This window comes from Pseudomonadota bacterium (assembly GCA_030860485.1).
Taxonomy (GTDB): Bacteria; Pseudomonadota; Gammaproteobacteria; order JACCXJ01; family JACCXJ01; genus JACCXJ01.
This window is the reverse complement of record JALZID010000267.1, coordinates 1-19,898: the sequence shown is the minus strand read 5'-3', so window position 1 is coordinate 19,898 and position 19,898 is coordinate 1. Positions and strand designations below refer to the sequence as shown.

Here is a 19,898-nt window from a genome sequence, read left to right as displayed (position 1 = left end):
GCTCCTGTTAGAAGTTTGTACCGAAGGTGAATTGGAAAGGCTGGGTGTCGTCGTCGTCCTGGTCGTTGAAGGGTTGGGCGACGCTCACGGTGAGCACCCCGAAGGGCGATACCCAAAGGCCCGAAATCCCCACCGAGTATCTGAGGTCCCCGAGGTCGATATTCTCGTCTTCGCCGTAGACGTTGCCCGCATCCACGAAGGCGGTCACGCGTACCGACTCGAGGTCCTGCAGGAACGGCACGGGCAGGATCACATCGGCGTTGCCGACCAGGAGGAAGTTCCCGCCGAGCGCCCGGCCCCTGGAATCGTCCGGCCCCAGGGTGTTCTCTTCGTAGCCGCGCACGGTGCGCGGTCCGCCGGCATAGAAGTTTTCGAAGAACGGCAGCTCGGAGGTGTCGCCGTAACCGTCCCCGTAACCCACCTGGCCTTGCAAGGCGAGCACGTAGTCTTCCACTATGGGATAGAACCAGCGGGACTCGTAATCCACCTTATAGTACTGCAACTCGGCGCCCGGCACGGCGACCTGGGTCCGGAAGCGTTGGAAGGTGCCCCGGTCGGGCAGGAGGGCCTTGTTGCGGGTGTCGTAGGCGAAGCTCCCGGTGACTCGGATCTCGTCGAAGTCCTCGCCGTTGTCGGCCACGAAATCGCAGATCTCGACCGCGGTCCTATCGTCGGGGCATTCCGTGTCGATCTTGGTCTTCTGGTAGGCCATGCCGAGGTTCAGGAAATTGAATTCCGATACCGGGATGCCGAAGTGGACGCCCGCGGTCAAGACCGTGGAATCGAATCTCGTGATATTGCTAGTGCCGCGGCTGGTGTTGGTGTCGCGATAGGAGAGGTCGAAGCCCTGGCTGATGCCGTCGATGGTGAAATAAGGGTTGGTATAGCCGAGGGCGAACACCCGGTTCACATCGCTGTTGTTGAAGGCGAAGTTGACGCGGTTGCCGCTGCCGAGAAAGTTGTCCTGGACGATGCTGGTGTTGAAGATGAGCCCCTGGTTTTGCGAAAAACCGAGCCCGAACAATAGATTCCCGGACGGCCGCTCGATCACGGTGAAGTTGGTATCCACCTGGTCCGGCGTGTCGGGGACCGCGGGGGTCTCGACATTGACCTCCTCGAAGTAACCGAGCTTCTGTAATCTTGTCTTGGAGCGATTGACCTTGCTGGTCGAGAACCACCCGCCCTCCAGCTGGCGCATCTCGCGTCTCAGCACCTCGTCGCGGGTCTTGGTGTTGCCGGCGAAGTTGATGCGGCGGACATAGGCGCGCTTGCCGGGGTCGATGAAATACGTCAGGGCCGCGGTCTTGCCCGCATTGTCGATCTCGGGGACGGGGTTGACGTTGGCGAAGGCATAGCCTTCGTCCCCCAGGCGGTCGCTGAGATTGGTGCTGGTCTGGGTCACCGCCTTGCGCGAGAAGATGTCGCCGCGCTTGGTGGCGACGAGCGGAAACAGATCGTCGGCCGGGATGATCAGATCGCCGGCCAAGTTGACCCCCGCGAGGCGATAGCGGTCGCCCTCGGTCACGTTGATGGTGATATAGACCTCGCTCTTGTCCGGGGTGATGGCGACCTGGGTAGAATCGATGCTGAAATTGATGTAGCCCCGGTCGAGGTAATACGAGCGCAGACTCTCGAGGTCCCCCGCGAGCTTCTGTTTGGAATACTGGTCGGATTTGGTGAAGAACGAGATCAGGGTGGCGGTGGTCAGCTCGAACTGCTTGACCAGATCGTCGTCGTCGTAGGCCTTGTTCCCGACCACGTTGATGGACTTGATCTTGGCCGCGCGGCCCTCCTTGATGGTGATGCCCACCGCCACGCGATTGCCGCCCAGCGACTCGACCAGGGATTTGATCTCGACGCCGTACTTGCCCTGAGAAAAGTACTGGCGCCGAAGCTCCTGCTCCACGCGATCGAGGACCGAACGATCGAATACCTCGCCTTCCGCGAACCCGATCGGTTTCAAGGCCGTGAGCAGGTCTTCGGTCTTGATGTCGCTGTTGCCGGTGATCGAGATCTGCGAGACGGTCTCGCGCTCGGAGACGATGACGATCAAGACGTCGCCGTCGCGCTCGATGCGGACATCTCGGAAAAGCCCGGTCTTGAAGAGCGCCCGGATGGCGTCGCCCGAGCGGTCTTCGTCGAACTCATCGCCGATCTTGACCGGCAGGGCGTTGAACACCGTGCCGGGCGACAGCCGTCGCAGGCCCTGCACGCGGATGTCCTCGATGACGAAGCGCTCCCCCCGGTGATCCACTTCCCCGAATACGGGATACGCCCAAAGGCCCAATAGGAGGCCGAGCGCCGCCGCACGTCCGCTTTTCGTCTTCCCCAGAGACATCTCTTTTATATGGAGACACTCGCCCGCCCCCCTGCTCGTGAACGAGTCCTAGCCGAGCATGCGCACGATGTCGTTATAGATCGCGATGATCATGAGGCCGGCCAGGATCACCATCCCCACCTGCTGCGCCACCTGCTGCATGGCGACCGAGACCGGCCGGCGACTGACGAACTCTATAAGGTAATACAACAAGTGCCCGCCATCCAGTAGCGGGATCGGCAGGAGGTTCAGCACCGCGAGGCTCACGCTGACGATGCCGAGAAATTGCAGAAACGGCACCACCCCGAGGCTCGCCGACTGGCCGGCGAACTGGGCGATGCTGAGGGGGCCGCTCAGGTTCTGGACCGAGGCCTGTCCGGCCAGCATCTTCCCGAACACCTTGAGGGTGAAAGCCGACACCTCCCAGGTCTTTTCCACGCCCCGCACCATTCCCTCCAAGGGCCCGTAGCGCTCCACGGCGAACAGCGTCCGGTCGGCATCGGAAGGGGGCCGCGGGCCCGCACCGATGCGGCCGATGACCCGCTCGCCGGCCTTCTGGGGTTCCGGGGTGAGCGTGATGCCGAACGGCTCTCCCCCCCGCAGCACCTCGACCTGGATGGGCCGGCCCGGCCGCGCCTGCACGTACTCGACCCAGCGGTCCCAGGACTCGATCGCGACGCCGTCCGCCTTCAGCACCTCATCACCGGACTTGAGCCCGCTCTTCTCGGCCGCTTCGCCCGCGACCAGGTCGCCGATGATGGGTGGGAGGGTCGGGCGGTATTGCCGGATGCCGAGCCGCTCGAGGAGGTTGCCTCGGTTCAGATCGTCGACGCCGAGCGAGCCGAGATCGAGGGTGAGCTGCCGATCCGCACCGCGAGCGTCGCGCGCGGTGACGGTCAGGGCCCCGCCGTCGATGACCTCGGGGATCCCGGCGTAGACCACCGCCTCCCAGGTCGGGGTGGGCCGCGACTCGACCGCCACGACCTCGTCACCCCCCCGGAGCCCGGCGCGCTCGGCGATGGAGCCCGCCGTGACCTCGCCGATCAGGGGCCTGAGCCCCATGACGCCGATCACGAACATGGCCCAGTAGGCCACGACGGCGAAGAGAAAATTGAAGAGCGGACCGGCGGACACGATCGCGGTCCGCACCGCGAGCGGCTGGCGGTTGAACTCGCGGTGGGCATCGGCGTCCGGGACCGGGCCCTCGCGCTCGTCGAGCATCTTGACATAGCCCCCGAGCGGCACCGCCGCCACCACGAACTCGGTCTGGTCGCGACCCAGGCGCCGGCCCCATAGCGGCCTGCCGAATCCGACCGAGAACCGCAGGATCTTGACCCCCGACAGGCGCGCCACCCAGAAGTGCCCGAACTCGTGCACTACGACCAGGAGGCCGATGGCCACGATGAACGCCAAGAGGGAGTAGAAGAACCCGATCACAGCGGACGCGCCCTGACCGCCGAAGTGGCCGCGGTGCGCGCCGCGGCATCGGCCCAGAGCACCGCCTCCAGGGAGGACCCCGCGTGGTTCGGCACCCGCCCCAAGGTATCTTCGACCACCGCCGGGATGTCGAGGAAGCTCAACTGCCGGTCCAGGAAGGCGGCGACGGCCACTTCGTTGCTGGCGTTCAGGACCGCGGTGGCGGTGCCGCCGGCCGCGAGCGCCTCGCGCGCCAGCCGCAAGCAGGGAAAGCGCGTGGCATCGGGGGGCTCGAAGTCGAGCCTGGCGACGGTGAAGAGATCGAGGGTCGCGACACCCGAGGGGATGCGCTCGGGCCAGGCCAGGGCGTGGGCGATGGGGGTGCGCATATCGGGATTGCCGAGCTCGGCGAGCACCGATCCATCCGCGTACTCGACCAGCGAGTGGATGATGCTCTGGGGGTGCACCACCACCACGACCCGGTCCGGACCGGTGTCGAACAGCCAGCAGGCCTCGACGATCTCCAGGCCCTTGTTCATGAGCGTCGCGGAATCCACGGAGATCTTGCGTCCCATGACCCAATTGGGGTGGGCACAGGCCTCGTCGGGGGTTACGTGACGGAGCGCGGACAGCGGCCGGGTGCGAAACGGCCCGCCCGAACCGGTCAACAAGATGCGCCGCACGCCCGCGTGGTCGAGGCCTCCACGAGAACTGATGGGCAGACATTGGGTGGGCAGACATTGAAAGATGGCGTTGTGCTCGCTGTCGATGGGCAGGAGCTCGGCGCCATTGGCGCGCACGGCCTCCATGAATAGGGTGCCGGCCATGACCAGCGCCTCTTTGTTGGCCAGCAACACCCGTTTGCCGGCGCGCGCCGCGGCCAAGGTCGGGAGGAGCCCCGCGGCGCCGACGATGGCGGCCATCACGTAGTCGGTCTCCGGGGCGCCGGCGACCTCTTCGAGGCCGGAAGCGCCGCCGAGCACCGTGATCTCGGGGCAGATGGGGCGCAACGCGGTATCGAGCGCGGCCGCACAGTCTACATCCGCCATCACGGCGTAGCGCGGTCGCCAGCGCTCACATTGGGCCTTGAGCCCGTCCACATCCCGGTGCGCCGTCAGCGCCACGACCTCGAAGCGATCCGGGTGGCGGGCCGCGACATCCAGGGTATTCACCCCGATGGAGCCGGTGGACCCAAGCAGGGTCAGCCCGATCACAGCGGCACCCCGACCATCACCATCCCGAGTGCGAACACAGGTGCCGCCGCGGTGAGGCTGTCGATGCGGTCCAGTAGCCCGCCATGGCCGGGCAGCAGGCGGCCGCTGTCCTTGACCCCCGCCTGGCGTTTGACGAGGCTCTCGAAGAGATCGCCCAGGACCGAGAACAACACCGTGATCACGCACACGAACACGAACAGGAGCCGCTCGTGGGGCCGGAGCGCCAGGGGCGCCGAGCACAGGAGGGCCACCGAAGCACCCGCCAGGAGCCCACCGATGACCCCCTCCCAGGTCTTGCCGGGGCTCACCCGATCCGCCAGCCGGTGGCGGCCATAGCGCCGGCCCACGAAGAACGCTCCGGTATCCGCGGACCATACGATCAAGAGCAGCAACACGACCAGATAACCCCGTGCATCGATGGCCCCGTGCAGGCGCACGATCGCCGCCCAGGCCGGCACCACGACCAGGAGTCCGGCCATCGTCAGGAGGGGCCGTGAGCGCGGGATGCCGAGGCCCTGGCGCTGGTAATCGAATAACCAGTAACCGCACAGGCCCCACCACGACAGCAGCAGGGCCGAAACACCGAAGAGCCCGGCGGCGTCCCAGGGCAGGCGGAGGAGGGTGTAGGTGAGCCACAGGCAGGCCCCGATCATCAGGCAATACAGGACCCGCGAAGACCGTTCCGACCATCCCGCGAGACTGGCCCATTCCCAGGCGCCGATCCCCGCGAACACGGCGAACACTACCGCGATAGCCGGGGTCGGCAGCAACAGCAGGCCCGCGAGCAGCGGCGGGATCAGGCAGCCGGCCGTGATGAGACGGTGCTTAAGCATGCTCTGCGGGCTCGAGCTGGTCACCCGTGCGCCCGAAGCGGCGCTGGCGCGTGGCAAAGGCGTGCAGTGCGTCCTCGAGCTCGGCGGGGCCGAAATCCGGCCACATGCACCCGGCGAAGTACAGCTCGGTATAGGCGAGCTGCCACAGTAGAAAATTGCTGATGCGTTGCTCCCCGCCGGTGCGCACGAAGAGGTCGGGCTCGGGGAGCCCGTAGAGGCACAGCTCTCTGGTCAGTAACGTCTCATCGATCGCCTCGGGCTCCAGATCGCCGTCCGCGACCCTCCGGGCCAGGGCGCGTGCCGCCTGGGTGAGGTCCCAGCGGCCACCGTAGTTGGCTGCGATGATCAACAGGAGCCCGCGATTGTGACAGGTGACGCGTTCGGCCTCCGCGATGGCTTCGCGGAGCCTTTGAGGGAAAAGCGTTTGATCGCCGATGAACCGCACCCGTACATCGTGCTCGTCGAGGCGGCTCGCTTCGTCCTGTAGGGAGGTCATGAACAGCTCCATGAGCAGGCCGACCTCACGTTGCGGGCGTCGCCAGTTCTCGCTGCTGAAGGCGAAGAGGGTGAGCACCTCGACGCCGCGCTCGGCGCACGCGCGCACCACCCCCCGCGCCGCCTCGACCCCCGCTCGATGGCCGGCGATCCGGGGCAGCCGGCGCCTTTCGGCCCAGCGGCCGTTGCCGTCCATGATGATGGCGATATGGCGCGGGGGCCCGGAACGGTCGTGCGGCGCACGCGCGCTCGCGACGTCTTGATCACGCACGTGGGATCACGAGCGGGATCACGCAACAGACGGGATCACGCAAACCGGATCACGCCGGGGGGGCTCCCCAAGGGCAGTACCCAGTTCAAGCCGATCCGTGGAGCAAATTATTATGATTGAGATCGGCACGCGCTAGATCTCCAGGAGCTCCCTTTCTTTGGCGGCGAGGCTCACCTCGACCCGAGCGACGTGTTCGTCGGTCATGCGCTGGGTCTTCTCCTCGGCGCGCCGCTCGTCATCCTCGGAGATGTCCTTGTCCTTGACCAACTCCTTGAGGTGATGGTTGGCATCGCGCCGGATGTTGCGGATCGCGACGCGCGCCTGCTCGACCTCGTGGCGGACCACGCGGATGAGGTCGCGACGGCGCTCTTCGGTCAGGGGCGGGAGCGGGATACGGATCACGTCCCCAGCGACCGCCGGGTTGAGCCCGAGGTCGGACTGGCGGATGGCCTTCTCCAGGGCCTTGGTCAGGCCCTTGTCCCACGCCGATACCGAGAGCGTCCTGGCATCCACCACCGAGATGGTCGCCGCCTGGCCGATCGGTACCTCCGAGCCGTAATACTCGACTTTGATATGGTCGAGGAGGCTCGTGTGGGCGCGCCCCGTGCGGACCTTGGCCAACTCGTGCTGCAAGGCCTCGATGGCCTTGTCCATGCGGTTCCCCGCATCGCGAAGGATGTCGTCGATGGGTGTCATCGATTATAGGGCCTTCCGCGAATGGGCCGTGCTTGTGACCAGCGTGCCCTCGGGCTCGCCCATGACCGCGCGCATCATCGCCCCCGGCTTGGTCATGTCCAGGACCCTCAAGGGCACGGCGTTGTCACGGCACAGCACCACGGCCGTGGCGTCCATCACACCGAGCCGGTCCATGAGGACCTGGTCGTAGTCCAGATGCTCGTAACGCCGCGCGTCGCGATCCTGCCGCGGGTCCGAGGAATAAACCCCATCCACCTTGGTGGCCTTGATCATGAGATCGGCGTCGATCTCGATGGCCCGCAAGCTCGCGGCCGAATCGGTGGTGAAGAACGGGTTGCCGGTGCCCGCCGCGAACACCACCACGCGCCCCTTCTCGAGGTGTCGGACTGCGCGGCGCCGGATGTACTCCTCGCAGATCTGGTGGACGCGGATGGCGGACATCACCCGTGCGTAGAGGCCGATCCGCTCCAGCGCGTCCTGCAGCGCCAGGGCGTTGATCAAGGTCCCGAGCATGCCCATCTGGTCGGCCGTGACGCGGTCCATGCCCTTGGCCGCGAGCCCTTGTCCGCGCAACAGGTTGCCGCCGCCGATCACGATACCCACCTGGATGCCGCAGATCACCAAGTCCTTGACTTCCTCCGCCAGACGCTGAATGACGTCGGGGTCGATGCCGTAATCGCTTGCCCCCATGAGCGCCTCTCCGCTCATCTTGATCAGCACCCGCCGATAGGCCGGGACCTGCGCGCACGTGGTAGGTCCGCCCAAGCTATTCGCCACGGGCCTCTGCCATGGCCTTTTTTTGGATGCCCTCACCGACCTCGAAGCGCTCGAAACCCCGCACCGTGGCCTTGGCATCGGCCAGGATCCGGGCGACCGGTGTCTTGTCGGTGGCCTTCACGAACGGTTGGCCGAGGAGGGTGACCTCATTCAGGAACTTCTCGATTTTTCCGGCCACGATCTTTTCGACGACCTGGTGGGACTTCCCGGTCTCGGCGGCCTGGGCCTTGAAGATCTCGCGCTCGCGGTCCATAAGCGCCTGCGGCACATCCGCTTCACTGATAGACACCGGCCGGCTCCAGGCGATGTGCATGGCGATATCCTTGGCAAGATCCGTCGCGACATCGCCACCCTCGAGCGCCACCAACACGCCGATCCGGGTGCCGTGGCGGTAGACGCCCACCCGGCCGTCCTTTGGCGCACTCATGAGGGCGAAACGCCGCACGGTGATGTTCTCGCCGATCTTGGCGATGAGCCCGCCGCGGGCCGACTCGACGCTGTCAGCGCCCGGATCGAGCGGCAACGCCAGGAGGGCCGCGAGATCGATCGGCCGGTGCCGGAGGACACAGGCGGCCACGGCCTCCGCGAAGGCCTGGAACTCATCGCCGCGGGACACGAAGTCGGTCTCGCAATTGACCTCGACCATGGCTGCGAGGCCCGGTGCCAGGCTTTTTCGATTCGGGGTCACCGCGATCACGCCCTCCGCGGCGATGCGGTTTGCCTTGGTGGCCGCCTTCGCGATGCCGGAGGTGCGCATGAGATCGATAGCCTTTTCGATGTCCCCGGCCGTCGTGATGAGTGCCTTTTTGCACTCCATCATCCCCGCCCCGGTGCGTTCCCGAAGGGTCTTGACCGTCGTCGCGCTGATCTCCATCGCCTGTCGTCCCTCTTGCTACGCGTCGCCGGGCAGCGCCGGCTCACCGGCCTCTGCCACGGTCTCTGCACCCCAGGCGGCGTCGCCGCCGGCGACGTCGGTGGCGGGAGCTTCCGCGGCGCCATCACCCGCGGGCCCCTGCGCCACGCGCTTGTCGATCACGCGCCTGCGCACCGGGGGCTTCTTCCGGACTGCGGCACGCCCGTCCTCCACGTCGGGACCCACGATGGGCTCGCCGGATTCGTTGAGCTCGACGAATTCGTCGCCGGCCCCCTCCATCGGCTCGGGGATGGACTCGCGCCCGTCCAGGATCGCGTCGGCGGCGCTCCTGAGATAAAGCTCGATAGAGCGGGTGGCGTCGTCATTGCCCGGGATGATGTAATCGATGCCCTCCGGGCAACTGTTGGTATCGACCACCGCCACGACCCGGATACCGAGCTTGCGCGCCTCGGCCACGGCGTTCTTTTCGTGCATCACATCGACGACGAACATCGCGTCGGGCTGCGCCTCCATGTCCTTGATGCCACCGAGGCCGCGTTCCAGCTTTTCGAGCTCGCGCCGGTATCTCAAGAGCTCTTTCTTGGTGAGCTTGCCGGAATTCTCTTCGCCGCAGATCGACTCGAGTTCGCGCAGGCGCTGCGCGGAGCGCCGTACCGTGCGGAAATTGGTGAGGGTCCCCCCCATCCAGCGCCGGTTGACGTAAGGCATTCCGCAGCGCGCGCCCTCGGCCTTGACGACCTCCTGGGCCGCGCGCTTGGTGCCGACCAGGAGGATGACCCCCTTGCGCGCGGCCATCTTGCGCAGGAAGGCCATCGCCTCGTTGAAGAGGGGCAGGGTCTTCTCGAGATTGATGATGTGGATCTTGTTGCGTTCCCCGAAGATGTACGAGGCCATCTGGGGATGCCAGTAGCGGGTCTGGTGGCCGAAATGGACACCCGCCTCCAGCATCTGGCGCATGCTGACGTCTGTCATGAACGACTCCGAAAGATTGGGTTGGACCTCCACACTCGGCGCATCGACCCTCCTTTTATTACGTTGGGGCCACCGGTTTCGGCCCTCGGGCACCCGGATGCACGTAAACGTGTGTGAGTGGTTTGCTACGAAAGCCCGCGCTTTATACCATACCTCTCTGCCGCCAACAATTCGGCATCGGACCAGGTCACCGCCCACCATCGCGTACCGGAGCCCATAGACCGCCATCCGGCCCCGGCCAATCAAGGTTGATAGGTTCCCATGGCCTATTCCATCAAGACCGCCGAAGAGATCGACAAGATGCGCACCGCGGGGAGGCTGGCCGCCGAGGTCCTGCGCATGGTGGAGCCCTATGTCGTGGCCGGTACCACGACCGCCGAAATCGACCGCATCTGCCACGATTATATCGTGGACACCCAGGCCGCCATCCCGGCACCGCTCCACTACCGGGGATTCCCGAAATCGATCTGCACCTCGGTCAACCACGTGGTCTGCCACGGCATACCGGGGGACAAGACCCTGAAACCCGGTGACATCGTCAACGTCGATGTGACAGTCATCAAGGACGGCTACCACGGCGATACCAGCCGCATGTTCTTCGTCGGCACGCCGCCGCTGCGCGCCCGCCGCCTTTGCGAGGTGTGCCGGGAATGCCTGGTGCGGGGCATCCAGGCGGTGCGGTCGGGTGTCCGGCTCGGGGACATCGGGCATGCCGTGCAGCGTCACGCCGAGACCAACGGTTTCTCCGTGGTACGCGAATATTGCGGCCACGGCATCGGGCGCGAATTCCACGAAGAGCCGCAGGTCCTGCACTACGGCAAACCGGGGACCGGATTGGAGCTGGTGTCCGGCATGGCCTTTACCATAGAACCGATGATCAACGCCGGCAAGCGCCACGTGAAGCTCCTCGCGGACCAGTGGACGGTGGTCACCAAGGACCGCAGTCTGTCCGCCCAATGGGAACATACCGTGCTCGTCACCGACACGGGTTGCGAGGTCTTGACCCTGCAACCCGGTGAGCATATCTGAGCCCATGGCAGCGACTTTGGAATGATGCACTTGGCCGCGCCGGACCCGGCACTCTTCGACCCGAGGCGTTTGGAGGGCGAGATCCGGCGGGGAGCCCCCCCGGTCGCGGCCTATCGCGAGGCACTCGCGCTCGGGCGCGAGCACTTGAAGCAAGGGTTCGACATGGGGGCCGGGATCGATGGGCTCTGCGCCCAGCGCGCCTGGCTGATCGATCAGATCCTCCTGTCTGCGTGGCGCGAGGCGGGACTCGATCCGGGGCGTTTCGCCTTGCTGGCCGTGGGTGGCTACGGGCGTGGCGAGCTGCACCCCGGCTCCGATGTCGACGTCGCGATCGTGACGGGCGGAGAAACCCTGGATGAAGAGCACCAGCGCATCGCCGGCTACGTGCGTTTCCTGTGGGACATCGGCCTGGACATCGGCCACAGCGTGCGCACGGTCGAAGATTGCGAGACCGAGGCCGGGTCCGACATCACGGTCATGACCAACCTCATGGAGGCGCGCCTCCTGTCGGGCTCGCCGGCGCTGTACCGGGGCATGCGGGAGGCCACCGCGCCCGACCGCATCTGGCCACCGGCCGTCTTCTTCGAGGCCAAGCTCGCCGAGCAGACGGCGCGACACGCCAGGTTCCATGGCACCGCCCACAACCTCGAGCCCAATATCAAGGAAGGGCCGGGCGGGCTGCGGGACATCCATACCATCGCGTGGGTAGCGAAGCGCCAGTTCGGGGCCGAGTCGCTGCGGGGCCTTCTCGACCACGGGTTCGTGAGCGAGGATGAGCAGAGGGTCCTGACCGCCGTCCAGTCCTTCCTGTGGCGCGTACGCTTCGCCCTGCACCTGCTCGCGGGCCGCCGCGAGGACCGGCTCTTGTTCGACTACCAACGCCATGTCGCGGCGCGCTTCGGGTATGGCGACCAGGAGGGCGTGCAGCTCGGCGTCGAGCGTTTTATGAAGCACTACTACCGCATGGCGATGGAGCTCCGACAACTGAACGAGATGCTCCTGCAGCTGTTTCGAGAGGCGATCCTGGAATCTCGGCGGGAGGCCCGGATTGCGCCGCTCAACAAGCGCTTCCAGGTCCGCAACGGCTACCTCGACGCCCGTCACGATCGGGTCTTCGAGCGCTACCCCTGTGCCCTGCTCGAGGTGTTCCTGCTTCTCCAGCAACACCGCGAGATCGAAGGCGTACGCGCCAGCACCATCCGCTTGATCCGCGATCACCGTCATCTCATCGACGACAAGTTCCGCAACAATCTCAAGTCGCGCGCGTTGTTCATGGAGATCCTCCGCCAGCCGCGTGGCATCGGCCATGAGCTGGCGCGCATGCACCGCTACGGGGTGCTGGGCGCCTACCTGCCGGTGTTCGGGGCCGTTGCCGGGCTCATGCAGTTCGATCTGTTCCATGTCTACACCGTCGATGTCCATACGCTCTTCGTGGTGCAGAACCTGCGGCGCTTTTCCGACCCGGAGTCCGCCGAGGCCACCCCCATGTGGCGGCGCATCATGGCCCAGCTCCCCAAGCCTGAGCTGCTCTATATCGCCGGGCTTTTTCACGACATCGCCAAGGGCCGGGGGGCCGATCATTCCGAGCTCGGAGGCCGCTATGCCGCCGAGTTCTGTAATGATCACGGGCTCAGCCACTTCGACACCCGGCTCGTCGCCTGGCTCGTCGAGCACCACCTGCTCATGTCCATGACCGCCCAGCGCCGCGACATCACGGACCCCGAGGTCATTAACGAATTCGCGCGCGCGGTCGGGGATCGGATGCGCCTCGATTACCTCTATCTGCTCACCATCGCCGACATCCGCGGCACCAACCCCGCGCTCTGGAACAGCTGGAGGGATGCCTTGCTGACCGAGCTTTACGATGGTACCCTGCGGGCGCTCCGGCGCGGGGTGCGCAACCCCCTGGAACGAGAGGAATGGATCGCGGAGACCAAGGGCGAGGCCCTGGCTACACTCATGCGCTCGGACCTGAGCAAGGAGGCGATCCTGTCGGTATGGCGGATACTCGGCGAGGAGTATTTCGTGCGGCACTGGCCCGACGAGATCACCTGGCACACGGAGGCCATCGCGAGGGCGCGGGAAGAGCACCTGCCGCTGGTCCTCATCCGCGAGATGACCCGGCGTGGCGGCACGGAGATCTTCATCTACGGCAAGGACTACGACCACGTGTTCGCCACCACCACCTGGGTCCTCGATCAGCTCGGGATCACGATCATGGATGCCCGCATCATCCGCTCCCCGGACGGCTACAGCCTCGATACCTACATCGTGCTCGAAGCTGCGAGCCACCAGGCGATCCAGAGCGAAGGCTTCAGCCGGGAGATCGTGACGGTCCTCCGGGAACGGCTGCGCGGCGCTGCCCCTATGGGGCTCAAGGTCAATCGCCGGCTGGACCGCCAGCTCAGGCAGTTCCACATCCCGACCGAGGTCTCGTTCAGCGACGACCCGGCCACTGCCCGCACCGCCATGGAGGTGATCGCGACCGACAGACCCGGGGTCCTGTCCCACATCGCGAGCGCCATGCGCTTCTGCGGCGTCCGCCTCCAGAACGCCAAGGTCGCGACCTTCGGGGAGCGGGTCGAGGACATCTTCTATATCACCGATGCCCAGGACCGCCCGGTCGAAGACCCGCTGAAGCTCGAGTGCCTGCGGTATTCCATCACCACCGCGCTGGCCCAGCCGTGACGAGCGAAGGTAGTTGTAGTCGTTCGCAGGCCTGATTACCCGCGTCCCGTGCCGCCCCACTGCCCCTTACGATTGAACGGTGGCGTTGGAAAGCGCCGCTGGTCCGCCGACCGATCGGCTCGATTTGGCCAGCGCATCACGCAGCCCTCCGTGTTACTCTGAGATCATGGCCGCGGTACTGAACCTCAATCCGGCGCCGGCCGCGGCGCGCATCGACCAGCGCGTGCGCCTGCACGGGGTGAGCTGGCAAGACTTCGAGGCGCTCTTGGCCATGCGTGGCGACAACGGTGCGGTTCGCGTCAGTTATCTCGAAGGAGAGTTGGAGCTCATGGCACCGTCGATCGACCACGAGAACCTGAAGACGCGTCTGGCGCGCCTACTCGAGGCCTATGCCGAGGAGCGCGGCATCGAGCTGGAGGGTTTCGGTTCCTGGACGCTCAAGGCAGAGGCCCTGGCGCGTGGGGCCGAGGCGGACGAGTGTTACCTGGTCGGTTGGCGCGAGCCCATGCCGCCGGTGCCGGACATCGTCATCGAGGTGATATGGACCTCGGGCGGCTTGGACAAGCTGGCGATCTATCGGGGCTTGGGCGTGCCCGAGGTCTGGTTCTGGCAAGAGGGAGGCTTGTGGTTCTACCTACTCGATGAGGGCGGCTATACCGTCGGGGCGCGCAGCACCCGGCTCCCCGATCTCGACCCCGAACTACTCACTCGCTGCATGGCCGAGCCCAGCACGCAGACCGCGGCCGTGCGTGCCTATCGGCAAGCCTTGCGCGGAGCCGCTCCGGGTGGCGATTGAAGTCGGATGGGGGGTGATGCGGGCGGCATCAAAGCAGCATTGCCGGATGGCTGGTGAGAAACCGCGTAGCATGACGATACCTTGGACCATCTGCGCCTCCAGCTCAACGACTCTACGTCGGCCATCTAGAGGACGGCTATCGCGGGCTCCTCGCCTCGCTCTTCGACCTTCTATGGCACGTCGTCGGACAGACGAGCCTTTACTGGTCACTTCAGCGCTTTAAGCGTTGCCGAACAGCTAAGGCAAAAAGCCCAAGGAAAAGGGGGCCTAACTAAGATACTTTCCACCGTGACGACAACCCAACCATACACCGTGAGTGGGATTGCCAATTCATCCGCCTTAAAAAGTGGGAAAACGAAAAATGAGAAATCGTGCCCCTTGTTTTTCTGGTGATCCTCTAGAGCCTTTACGAAGAGTTGCTTATCTTTTCCGAGGTTGTGAGAGTGCAGAATGCACAAGCCTTCTTCTGTGCTTTCGCCACCATTCCGACCACATATTACTTGGTGTCTACATTCCGGCATTACCTGCCTCCAACGTGGCAATAATTGGTGCCCTATCCATCGACAAGGCGAGCGGCGCAAGCCGCAAGCGGCCTGAATTGGACAAGTGCCTCAAGTCGCTGAAGGCCTGGGACGTGCTGACGTACGGAAGTCGTCATACCGTCATAACTCGAATGGAGACGTAGCAGATACCTTGAAGCTCCCGATGCCCGCTCAGCTTCCCATTAAGATGATGAGGAGGGTAGAGACCTGTCCTCCCGATTGTCCCCTCAAACGATCAAGCGAAGCTCATGGGGAATACGTACAAATTCGGAAGTGGATCAAAGGTGGACAACCTCTCGCCAGGCCCGACGGCGATGGACTGACTTTCACCCTATCCCGTGAAGGGAACGGCGGCATGGGTACTATTGTAACCGATGCGCGGCGGGCAGGCGAGGCCCGCATGCCCGGACGCGAGCCCCCGTGCCGGTCAAGTCACGTTGACCGGCAGGAAGGTTCCGGGTGGAGGGCGCCTCCCTGCTTCCCACTGGTCGAACTCATACGCGAGTATGGGTGTGAAGCATCCATCCTGGATGGGACTGGCAACGTCTGTTGCTCCGACGCTGCGCGTTGACTCAGGGTTCGGAGAGGGTGTTCGTCCGGTTCTCCCTACGGCTTTCCACCATGAGCACCTCGTTGAGGTCCGCGGCTTATGTCGTTGGGGCACCAACAAGCCCCTTAAGAATAGGCTCGTCGCCGACGTCCGTTACTGGGCGTATTCAACGTTGGTTCGTGACATCTGGCTCCGTCTGTGGCAGATGCTGCGCTGCCACGAAGCGAAGGCCGCTATGGCGAAGCGGACGAACAACCCGCGTGCGCACAGCGTACCCTTTGCTTGTTAGCAACGGCTCCGGATACCTCCTCCGCTCTGCTGACTCGAATCGTGCATCTCAAACACGACGCGTACGTCTCTTTCTGCGCTGCTTCTTCGGCCAGCGCGGGCTCTGCCGGATCGGCGGCGGCTGTTCGTTCGGATTGCGACTCATGGCGTTCGGTACGTCGCAAAGTCCCTGCCGATTTCGCGCAGCACGCAGGACAGGAAACGTGACGCCGCCTGCGATCCGTGGCTGTCCGTTGATGTGACCGGCCAGAATCTCCCACCAATTGCGGCGCGTCCGTCTGCCTTCCACCTTCCAGCGCGTCATCACCGCATCAATCTGATCGGCAATGTAGTCGTAGCCGTTCGCACGCAGCCATACCCGCGCATCACCTTCGCCGATGGCAGGCCGAACGGTTACAACACGACCGTCGTCAGGCTTCTTCCTTTGCACGCCAGATATGCAGGCGCGGACTGCCGAGCCCGCTTTCAATCATCCAGATTTCCGCTTCCCCGGCGACCTGAATCACGCTCTCGACAAACAGACGGTGGAAAAACCAGCTTACCTGTTTCGCATGCGTGTCGTCGTCGCAAGGGAAGATGAAGCGCGTAACTGCCGTCGTTTCGTCGATGAGGTAACGTCCGCCGCGTTCCTGTAAGGCGGCTGCGTCCTGCATCGTCAGCATCCGTCCGGCGCGGAAGCGTCCATTCACGTGGCTAATCGAATAACCGCCGAACTGCTCGCCGACCCATGCGACCATGCGGTCTAGAAAGGCCTTATCGGATTCGTCCGGGCGTGGTTCGATCTGCGACTTCAATTCCGTGACGCCAATCGCCAGCAGCTTTTTCTGAATCGTGTCGCGATAGAACAACGCGTCCAGCGCGTTCCGCAGGACCGTTTCGTTTGTCAGCGGCAGAAAGAATTCGAAGATCAGAACGGTCTGGTAGGTCGAATGTTTGTATTCGAACGTCAGGCGGCGTTTCTGGCTGACGTGACGACGGAACTTCGGCCACGTGCCGACAGTCAGAAACACGTCGGTTACGCGATACGGCTGATGCTTCTGTTGGGGGCCTCTCAGAATCGGGGGAATCGGCTGGACGAATGGTTCGAACTGTTTGGACCAGTAGGTCGAAATCGACTTTTCAGACCAACCCGCCTGCTGCGCCAGGTCCGCCTTCGTGAAGAGCTTGTCTTGACGGAAGAGTTCGCGCAGAAAGTCGAACGCCTGACGCTGGCTCTTCAGTTCGTCCTGTTGATCGGCCATCGGTTACAGCCTGCCCTGATTCGCCTTCGCCACGAAACCTTCCAGAGTGATGATTTCAACGCGGTCGGCCAGCGCCAGAAAGCGATTCAGGCCGCCGCCAACGTAAAACTGTCGCAGCTTCCACCCTTCGCCGCCGAGCACCAGATACGCTTTCTCGTATGGGCCGCGTTCAACCGCATCCAGAAGGCAAATTGCTTCGAAGGGCACCTTCTGCTCGGCCGTGCCGGCGACCTGCTGCCATTTGACCGATACGAGCACTTCACGTCCGCCCTTTTCGGCGATGGCGTCAACGACGTGTCGTCCGCAGCCAAGTCGGTCGCTGATGACGACCTGAGCCCGATGTCGGTATCCGGCGCGATCCAGTGCGGGCAGGATCATTCCTTCCAAGACGCCGCCCGTTCCCGTGTTTCCCGGCATCGTCGCGGCTATACGTTCCGGGTTGCCAGCACTTCCTCAGCAGGCGTGCGGTCGCCAGTGCAGCTTATCAAGCGCGGCGCAGTCAGCGGAGTCAGGGTGTAGCCCAGTCGTCGATAGAGCTTCGTGATACGGTCAGTCGCCTGATTGGACAGCACAACGGGGCCAGGATGCTTCGCCAACCATTCGGCGGTTCGGACCTGTTCGTGCCATCCGAAGCCATCCTTCGAATACTGCCGAAATTCCACGTCGTAGGGCGGGTCAGCGTAGACTAAATCGTCGGATTCCAGTGGGATCGCTTCAAAATCGATGTTCGTGAATTCGAAGCGAGCGAAGGCGGCGATGTAATCACTGAAGTCGGTCTGGTACCCGATGCGCTTGTAGCGGCCGAACGGGACGTTGAATTCGCCCTGCTGATTGAACCGACACAATCCGTTGTAGCCGGTTCGATTCAGGTAGTAGAAGAGCGCCGCGGCTTCGATCGCATCCGCCTGGCCGTTCGCCAGCAGCGCATTGAACCGGGTGCGATTCGCATAGTAGGTCGCCGTATCGTTCAGCATCGCGATGTCTGCCTTCAGGCCGCGCTTCAGCCATCGGAAGAAGTTCACGACGTGCGGGTTGACGTCGTTCAGCAGCGCCCGCGACGGCATGAGGCTGAGCGTCACCGCGAGTCCACCACAAAACGGCTCGACCAGCCGGCGCGCGCGATGGCGGTCCCACAGCGGACGCAAATGAGGCACCTGCCATCGCTTGCCGCCCGCCCACTTGAGGGGCGGGCGCAGGGCTACGGCGGCGGCAGTCGAACCGAGAGTGGCACTGTCGACGCGGGGATCAGCAGACGGTTTCCGTACGGAGGCAGCCTGCGGCACCGTTAAGCGAGTTCCGTTGTTGGGTTGGCGGCCCATGGCGTGGGGCGGGGAGGAAAGGAAGGATAAGAGGATTCAACGCGGGCTTGCAACGGAGCATGCTTGGTTGGGCGGGCTGGGCAGTGATTTGGCGGCCTGAAAAGGGTCCGGCGCCGCGGGGAAGCGCTCAGTCGGGACGGCCCCTCTGGTTGGCGGGGTCTCCGGGGTGAAGTTTGGGGGCGGTTTCCGGTGAGTGCGCCTGTGCGAGTCGAGGTGCGGTGACCGGCAGGAACAGGAGGAAAACGCCTACCAGCTCACCCGCTGGTCAAACTCATACTCGAGTAGGGGTGTGAAGCATCCATCCGTGGATTGGCCGGCAACGTCCTGCTCTTCCGACGCTGCGCGTTCGCTCAGGGCGAACATATCGCCTTCGCGTGTACCGAAGTCCTTCTCCCAGGGAAGACCGCGGGGCGGCCGGGGCGATGTACGGTGTTTTTGTGGGCTCGCCGAGGTAGGCGAGGATGCGCGTGATCGATCCGCTGTCGGTGACGAAGGCGATCAGTCGCATCGGCTCCCCAGAATGGGGGCAGCGCAGCGGGAAGACTTGCATCCTCGGCGCGCCAAGCAGGCCTATCCCTGGGCCTGGCATTTCATAAGTGCGGGCGACCAACATCGCCCACCACTGGATGACGGCGAGCGGGATGTCTCCGTTGCCGGTTGGGCGGGCGGTGGGGCGGGCCGGCTCGACCCCTGCGCGGATCCCGCCATCGGGAGGCCGGCGTGGGCACACGCGGCGCTGCCCCGGTGGGGCTCAAGGTTAACCGCGGGTTGGACCGCCAGCTCAGGCAGTTCCGGATCCCGACCGAGGTCTCGTTCAGCGACGACCCGGCCAGTGCCCGCACCGCCATGGAGGTGATCGCGACCGACAGGCCCGGGGTCCTGTCCCACATCGCGAGCGCCATGCGCTTCTGCGGCGTCCGCCTCCAGAACGCCAAGGTCGCGACCTTCGGAGAGCGGGTCGAGGACATCTTCTATATCACCGACGCCCAGGACCGCCCGGTCGAAGACCCGTTGAAGCTCGAGTGCCTGCGGTATTCCATCACCACCGCGCTGGCCCAGCCGTGACGAGCGACGGGCCATGCACGACGAAGACATACGCATAACCAAAGGTCCGATTCTAGCTAGGGCGGCTGGCACGCTCTCGGTCCTCGGTGCCGAAGCGGAGCCCTTGGGCCAGGGGAAGCGCGGTCCCCCAGTGATCGTATTGGTCTGGCGGCGCATATAGCATTTCCAGGCATCGGATCCGGCCTCGCGCCCCCCGCCCGTGTCTTTCTCTCCGCCGAAGGCGCCGCCAATCTCCGCGCCGGAGGTGCCGACGTTGACATTGGCGATCCCGCAGTCCGATCCGGCGGCGGCGAGGTAGCGCTCGGCGCGGCGCAGGTCATTGGTAAAGAGCGCCGAGGATAGACCCTGCGGGGCGTCGTTGTTGATCGCGATGGCGTCCTCGAAGTCTTTAAAGGTCATAAGATAAAGAATCGGCGCGAAGGTCTCCCGCTGGACGACCGGCCAGTGGTTTTGCGCCCGCACCAGCGTCGGTTGCACGTAATAACCCGGGCTCTCGATGACCTGACCGCCGTACA

Annotated in this window: 17 protein-coding genes and 1 pseudogene; 4 read left to right on the top strand and 14 right to left on the bottom strand. The window is 64.6% G+C overall.

All coding sequences use genetic code 11. The features are described 5' to 3' along the window. Positions 1–7: 7 nt before the first annotated feature. The 9 genes from bamA to rpsB form a co-directional block, all read right to left on the bottom strand. Positions 8–2,338, bottom strand: a complete 2,331-nt coding sequence (gene bamA / locus M3461_16445; GenBank protein MDQ3775816.1) for an outer membrane protein assembly factor BamA — start codon at positions 2,336–2,338, stop codon at positions 8–10. 48 nt (positions 2,339–2,386) lie between these two features. Further along, the gene (rseP, locus tag M3461_16440; protein ID MDQ3775815.1) at positions 2,387–3,754 is read right to left on the bottom strand and encodes an RIP metalloprotease RseP; all 1,368 of its coding nucleotides are present in this window, start codon (positions 3,752–3,754) and stop codon (positions 2,387–2,389) included. After that, positions 3,751–4,947 (bottom strand): 1-deoxy-D-xylulose-5-phosphate reductoisomerase, encoded by a 1,197-nt coding sequence (gene ispC, locus M3461_16435; protein MDQ3775814.1) that lies wholly within the window; start codon positions 4,945–4,947, stop codon positions 3,751–3,753. Before ispC ends, rseP begins: the two co-directional genes overlap by 4 nt. Beyond that, entirely contained in the window at positions 4,944–5,780 is an 837-nt protein-coding gene (locus M3461_16430; protein ID MDQ3775813.1) for a phosphatidate cytidylyltransferase, read from the bottom strand. The genes ispC and M3461_16430 overlap by 4 nt, the downstream gene beginning before the upstream one ends. Further along, positions 5,773–6,471, bottom strand: a complete 699-nt coding sequence (gene uppS / locus M3461_16425; protein MDQ3775812.1) for a polyprenyl diphosphate synthase — start codon at positions 6,469–6,471, stop codon at positions 5,773–5,775. Before uppS ends, M3461_16430 begins: the two co-directional genes overlap by 8 nt. A gap of 207 nt (positions 6,472–6,678) precedes the next feature. Further along, entirely contained in the window at positions 6,679–7,242 is a 564-nt protein-coding gene (frr, locus tag M3461_16420) for a ribosome recycling factor (protein MDQ3775811.1), read from the bottom strand. A 3-nt stretch (positions 7,243–7,245) separates the two neighbouring features. Further along, on the bottom strand, positions 7,246–7,950 hold the full coding sequence (gene pyrH, locus M3461_16415) for a UMP kinase (protein ID MDQ3775810.1): 705 nt from the start codon (positions 7,948–7,950) through the stop codon (positions 7,246–7,248). A 58-nt stretch (positions 7,951–8,008) separates the two neighbouring features. Beyond that, positions 8,009–8,893 carry a translation elongation factor Ts gene (tsf, locus tag M3461_16410; GenBank protein ID MDQ3775809.1) on the bottom strand — a complete coding sequence of 295 codons (885 nt, stop codon included), beginning with the start codon at positions 8,891–8,893 and terminating at the stop codon, positions 8,009–8,011. 18 nt (positions 8,894–8,911) lie between these two features. Further along, positions 8,912–9,865, bottom strand: a complete 954-nt coding sequence (rpsB, locus tag M3461_16405; protein ID MDQ3775808.1) for a 30S ribosomal protein S2 — start codon at positions 9,863–9,865, stop codon at positions 8,912–8,914. Between the two features lie 261 nt (positions 9,866–10,126). Here rpsB and map point away from each other — a divergent pair, with 261 nt between their 5' ends. The 3 genes from map (at position 10,127) to M3461_16390 (ending at position 14,378) form a co-directional block, all read left to right on the top strand. Then, on the top strand, positions 10,127–10,894 hold the full coding sequence (gene map / locus M3461_16400; GenBank protein MDQ3775807.1) for a type I methionyl aminopeptidase: 768 nt from the start codon (positions 10,127–10,129) through the stop codon (positions 10,892–10,894). A gap of 24 nt (positions 10,895–10,918) precedes the next feature. Further along, complete coding sequence (glnD, locus tag M3461_16395) at positions 10,919–13,582, top strand: [protein-PII] uridylyltransferase (GenBank protein MDQ3775806.1); 2,664 nt, start codon at positions 10,919–10,921, stop codon at positions 13,580–13,582. Between the two features lie 166 nt (positions 13,583–13,748). Next, positions 13,749–14,378 carry a Uma2 family endonuclease gene (locus M3461_16390; GenBank protein ID MDQ3775805.1) on the top strand — a complete coding sequence of 210 codons (630 nt, stop codon included), beginning with the start codon at positions 13,749–13,751 and terminating at the stop codon, positions 14,376–14,378. Between the two features lie 1,429 nt (positions 14,379–15,807). Here M3461_16390 and M3461_16385 read toward each other — a convergent pair. Genes M3461_16385 through M3461_16370 form a run of 4 tightly spaced genes read right to left on the bottom strand, consistent with a single transcriptional unit; the run spans position 15,808 to position 18,318 of the window. After that, the gene (locus M3461_16385; GenBank protein MDQ3775804.1) at positions 15,808–16,188 is read right to left on the bottom strand and encodes a hypothetical protein; all 381 of its coding nucleotides are present in this window, start codon (positions 16,186–16,188) and stop codon (positions 15,808–15,810) included. Next, positions 16,169–16,999 carry a hypothetical protein gene (locus M3461_16380; protein MDQ3775803.1) on the bottom strand — a complete coding sequence of 277 codons (831 nt, stop codon included), beginning with the start codon at positions 16,997–16,999 and terminating at the stop codon, positions 16,169–16,171. The genes M3461_16385 and M3461_16380 overlap by 20 nt, the downstream gene beginning before the upstream one ends. Before the next feature lie 3 nt (positions 17,000–17,002). Beyond that, positions 17,003–17,416, bottom strand: coding sequence for a hypothetical protein (locus tag M3461_16375; GenBank protein ID MDQ3775802.1), 414 nt, complete (start codon positions 17,414–17,416; stop codon positions 17,003–17,005). Positions 17,417–17,424: 8 nt separating this feature from the next. Further along, positions 17,425–18,318, bottom strand: a complete 894-nt coding sequence (locus M3461_16370; protein ID MDQ3775801.1) for a Dam family site-specific DNA-(adenine-N6)-methyltransferase — start codon at positions 18,316–18,318, stop codon at positions 17,425–17,427. A gap of 720 nt (positions 18,319–19,038) precedes the next feature. Between M3461_16370 and M3461_16365 the strand changes: the two genes are divergently transcribed. After that, positions 19,039–19,383: a hypothetical protein gene (locus M3461_16365; protein ID MDQ3775800.1), complete on the top strand. Its 345-nt coding sequence runs from the start codon at positions 19,039–19,041 to the stop codon at positions 19,381–19,383. Positions 19,384–19,435: 52 nt separating this feature from the next. Here the strand turns inward: M3461_16365 and M3461_16360 are convergent. Beyond that, positions 19,436–19,898, bottom strand: a pseudogene (locus M3461_16360) (aldehyde dehydrogenase family protein).

Bases quoted from the DNA above. Each gene is read 5' to 3' on its own strand.
- bamA (MDQ3775816.1), bottom strand. From the start codon at position 2,338: ATGTCTCTGGGGAAGACGAAAAGCGGACGTGCGGCGGCGCTCGGCCTC.
- M3461_16430 (MDQ3775813.1), bottom strand. From the start codon at position 5,780: ATGCTTAAGCACCGTCTCATCACGGCCGGCTGCCTGATCCCGCCGCTG.
- tsf (MDQ3775809.1), bottom strand. From the start codon at position 8,893: ATGGAGATCAGCGCGACGACGGTCAAGACCCTTCGGGAACGCACCGGG.
- frr (MDQ3775811.1), bottom strand. From the start codon at position 7,242: ATGACACCCATCGACGACATCCTTCGCGATGCGGGGAACCGCATGGAC.
- glnD (MDQ3775806.1), top strand. From the start codon at position 10,919: ATGCACTTGGCCGCGCCGGACCCGGCACTCTTCGACCCGAGGCGTTTG.
- M3461_16380 (MDQ3775803.1), bottom strand. From the start codon at position 16,999: ATGGCCGATCAACAGGACGAACTGAAGAGCCAGCGTCAGGCGTTCGAC.
- map (MDQ3775807.1), top strand. From the start codon at position 10,127: ATGGCCTATTCCATCAAGACCGCCGAAGAGATCGACAAGATGCGCACC.
- pyrH (MDQ3775810.1), bottom strand. From the start codon at position 7,950: ATGAGCGGAGAGGCGCTCATGGGGGCAAGCGATTACGGCATCGACCCC.
- M3461_16390 (MDQ3775805.1), top strand. From the start codon at position 13,749: ATGGCCGCGGTACTGAACCTCAATCCGGCGCCGGCCGCGGCGCGCATC.
- M3461_16370 (MDQ3775801.1), bottom strand. From the start codon at position 18,318: ATGGGCCGCCAACCCAACAACGGAACTCGCTTAACGGTGCCGCAGGCT.
- M3461_16375 (MDQ3775802.1), bottom strand. From the start codon at position 17,416: ATGCCGGGAAACACGGGAACGGGCGGCGTCTTGGAAGGAATGATCCTG.
- uppS (MDQ3775812.1), bottom strand. From the start codon at position 6,471: ATGGACGGCAACGGCCGCTGGGCCGAAAGGCGCCGGCTGCCCCGGATC.
- rpsB (MDQ3775808.1), bottom strand. From the start codon at position 9,865: ATGACAGACGTCAGCATGCGCCAGATGCTGGAGGCGGGTGTCCATTTC.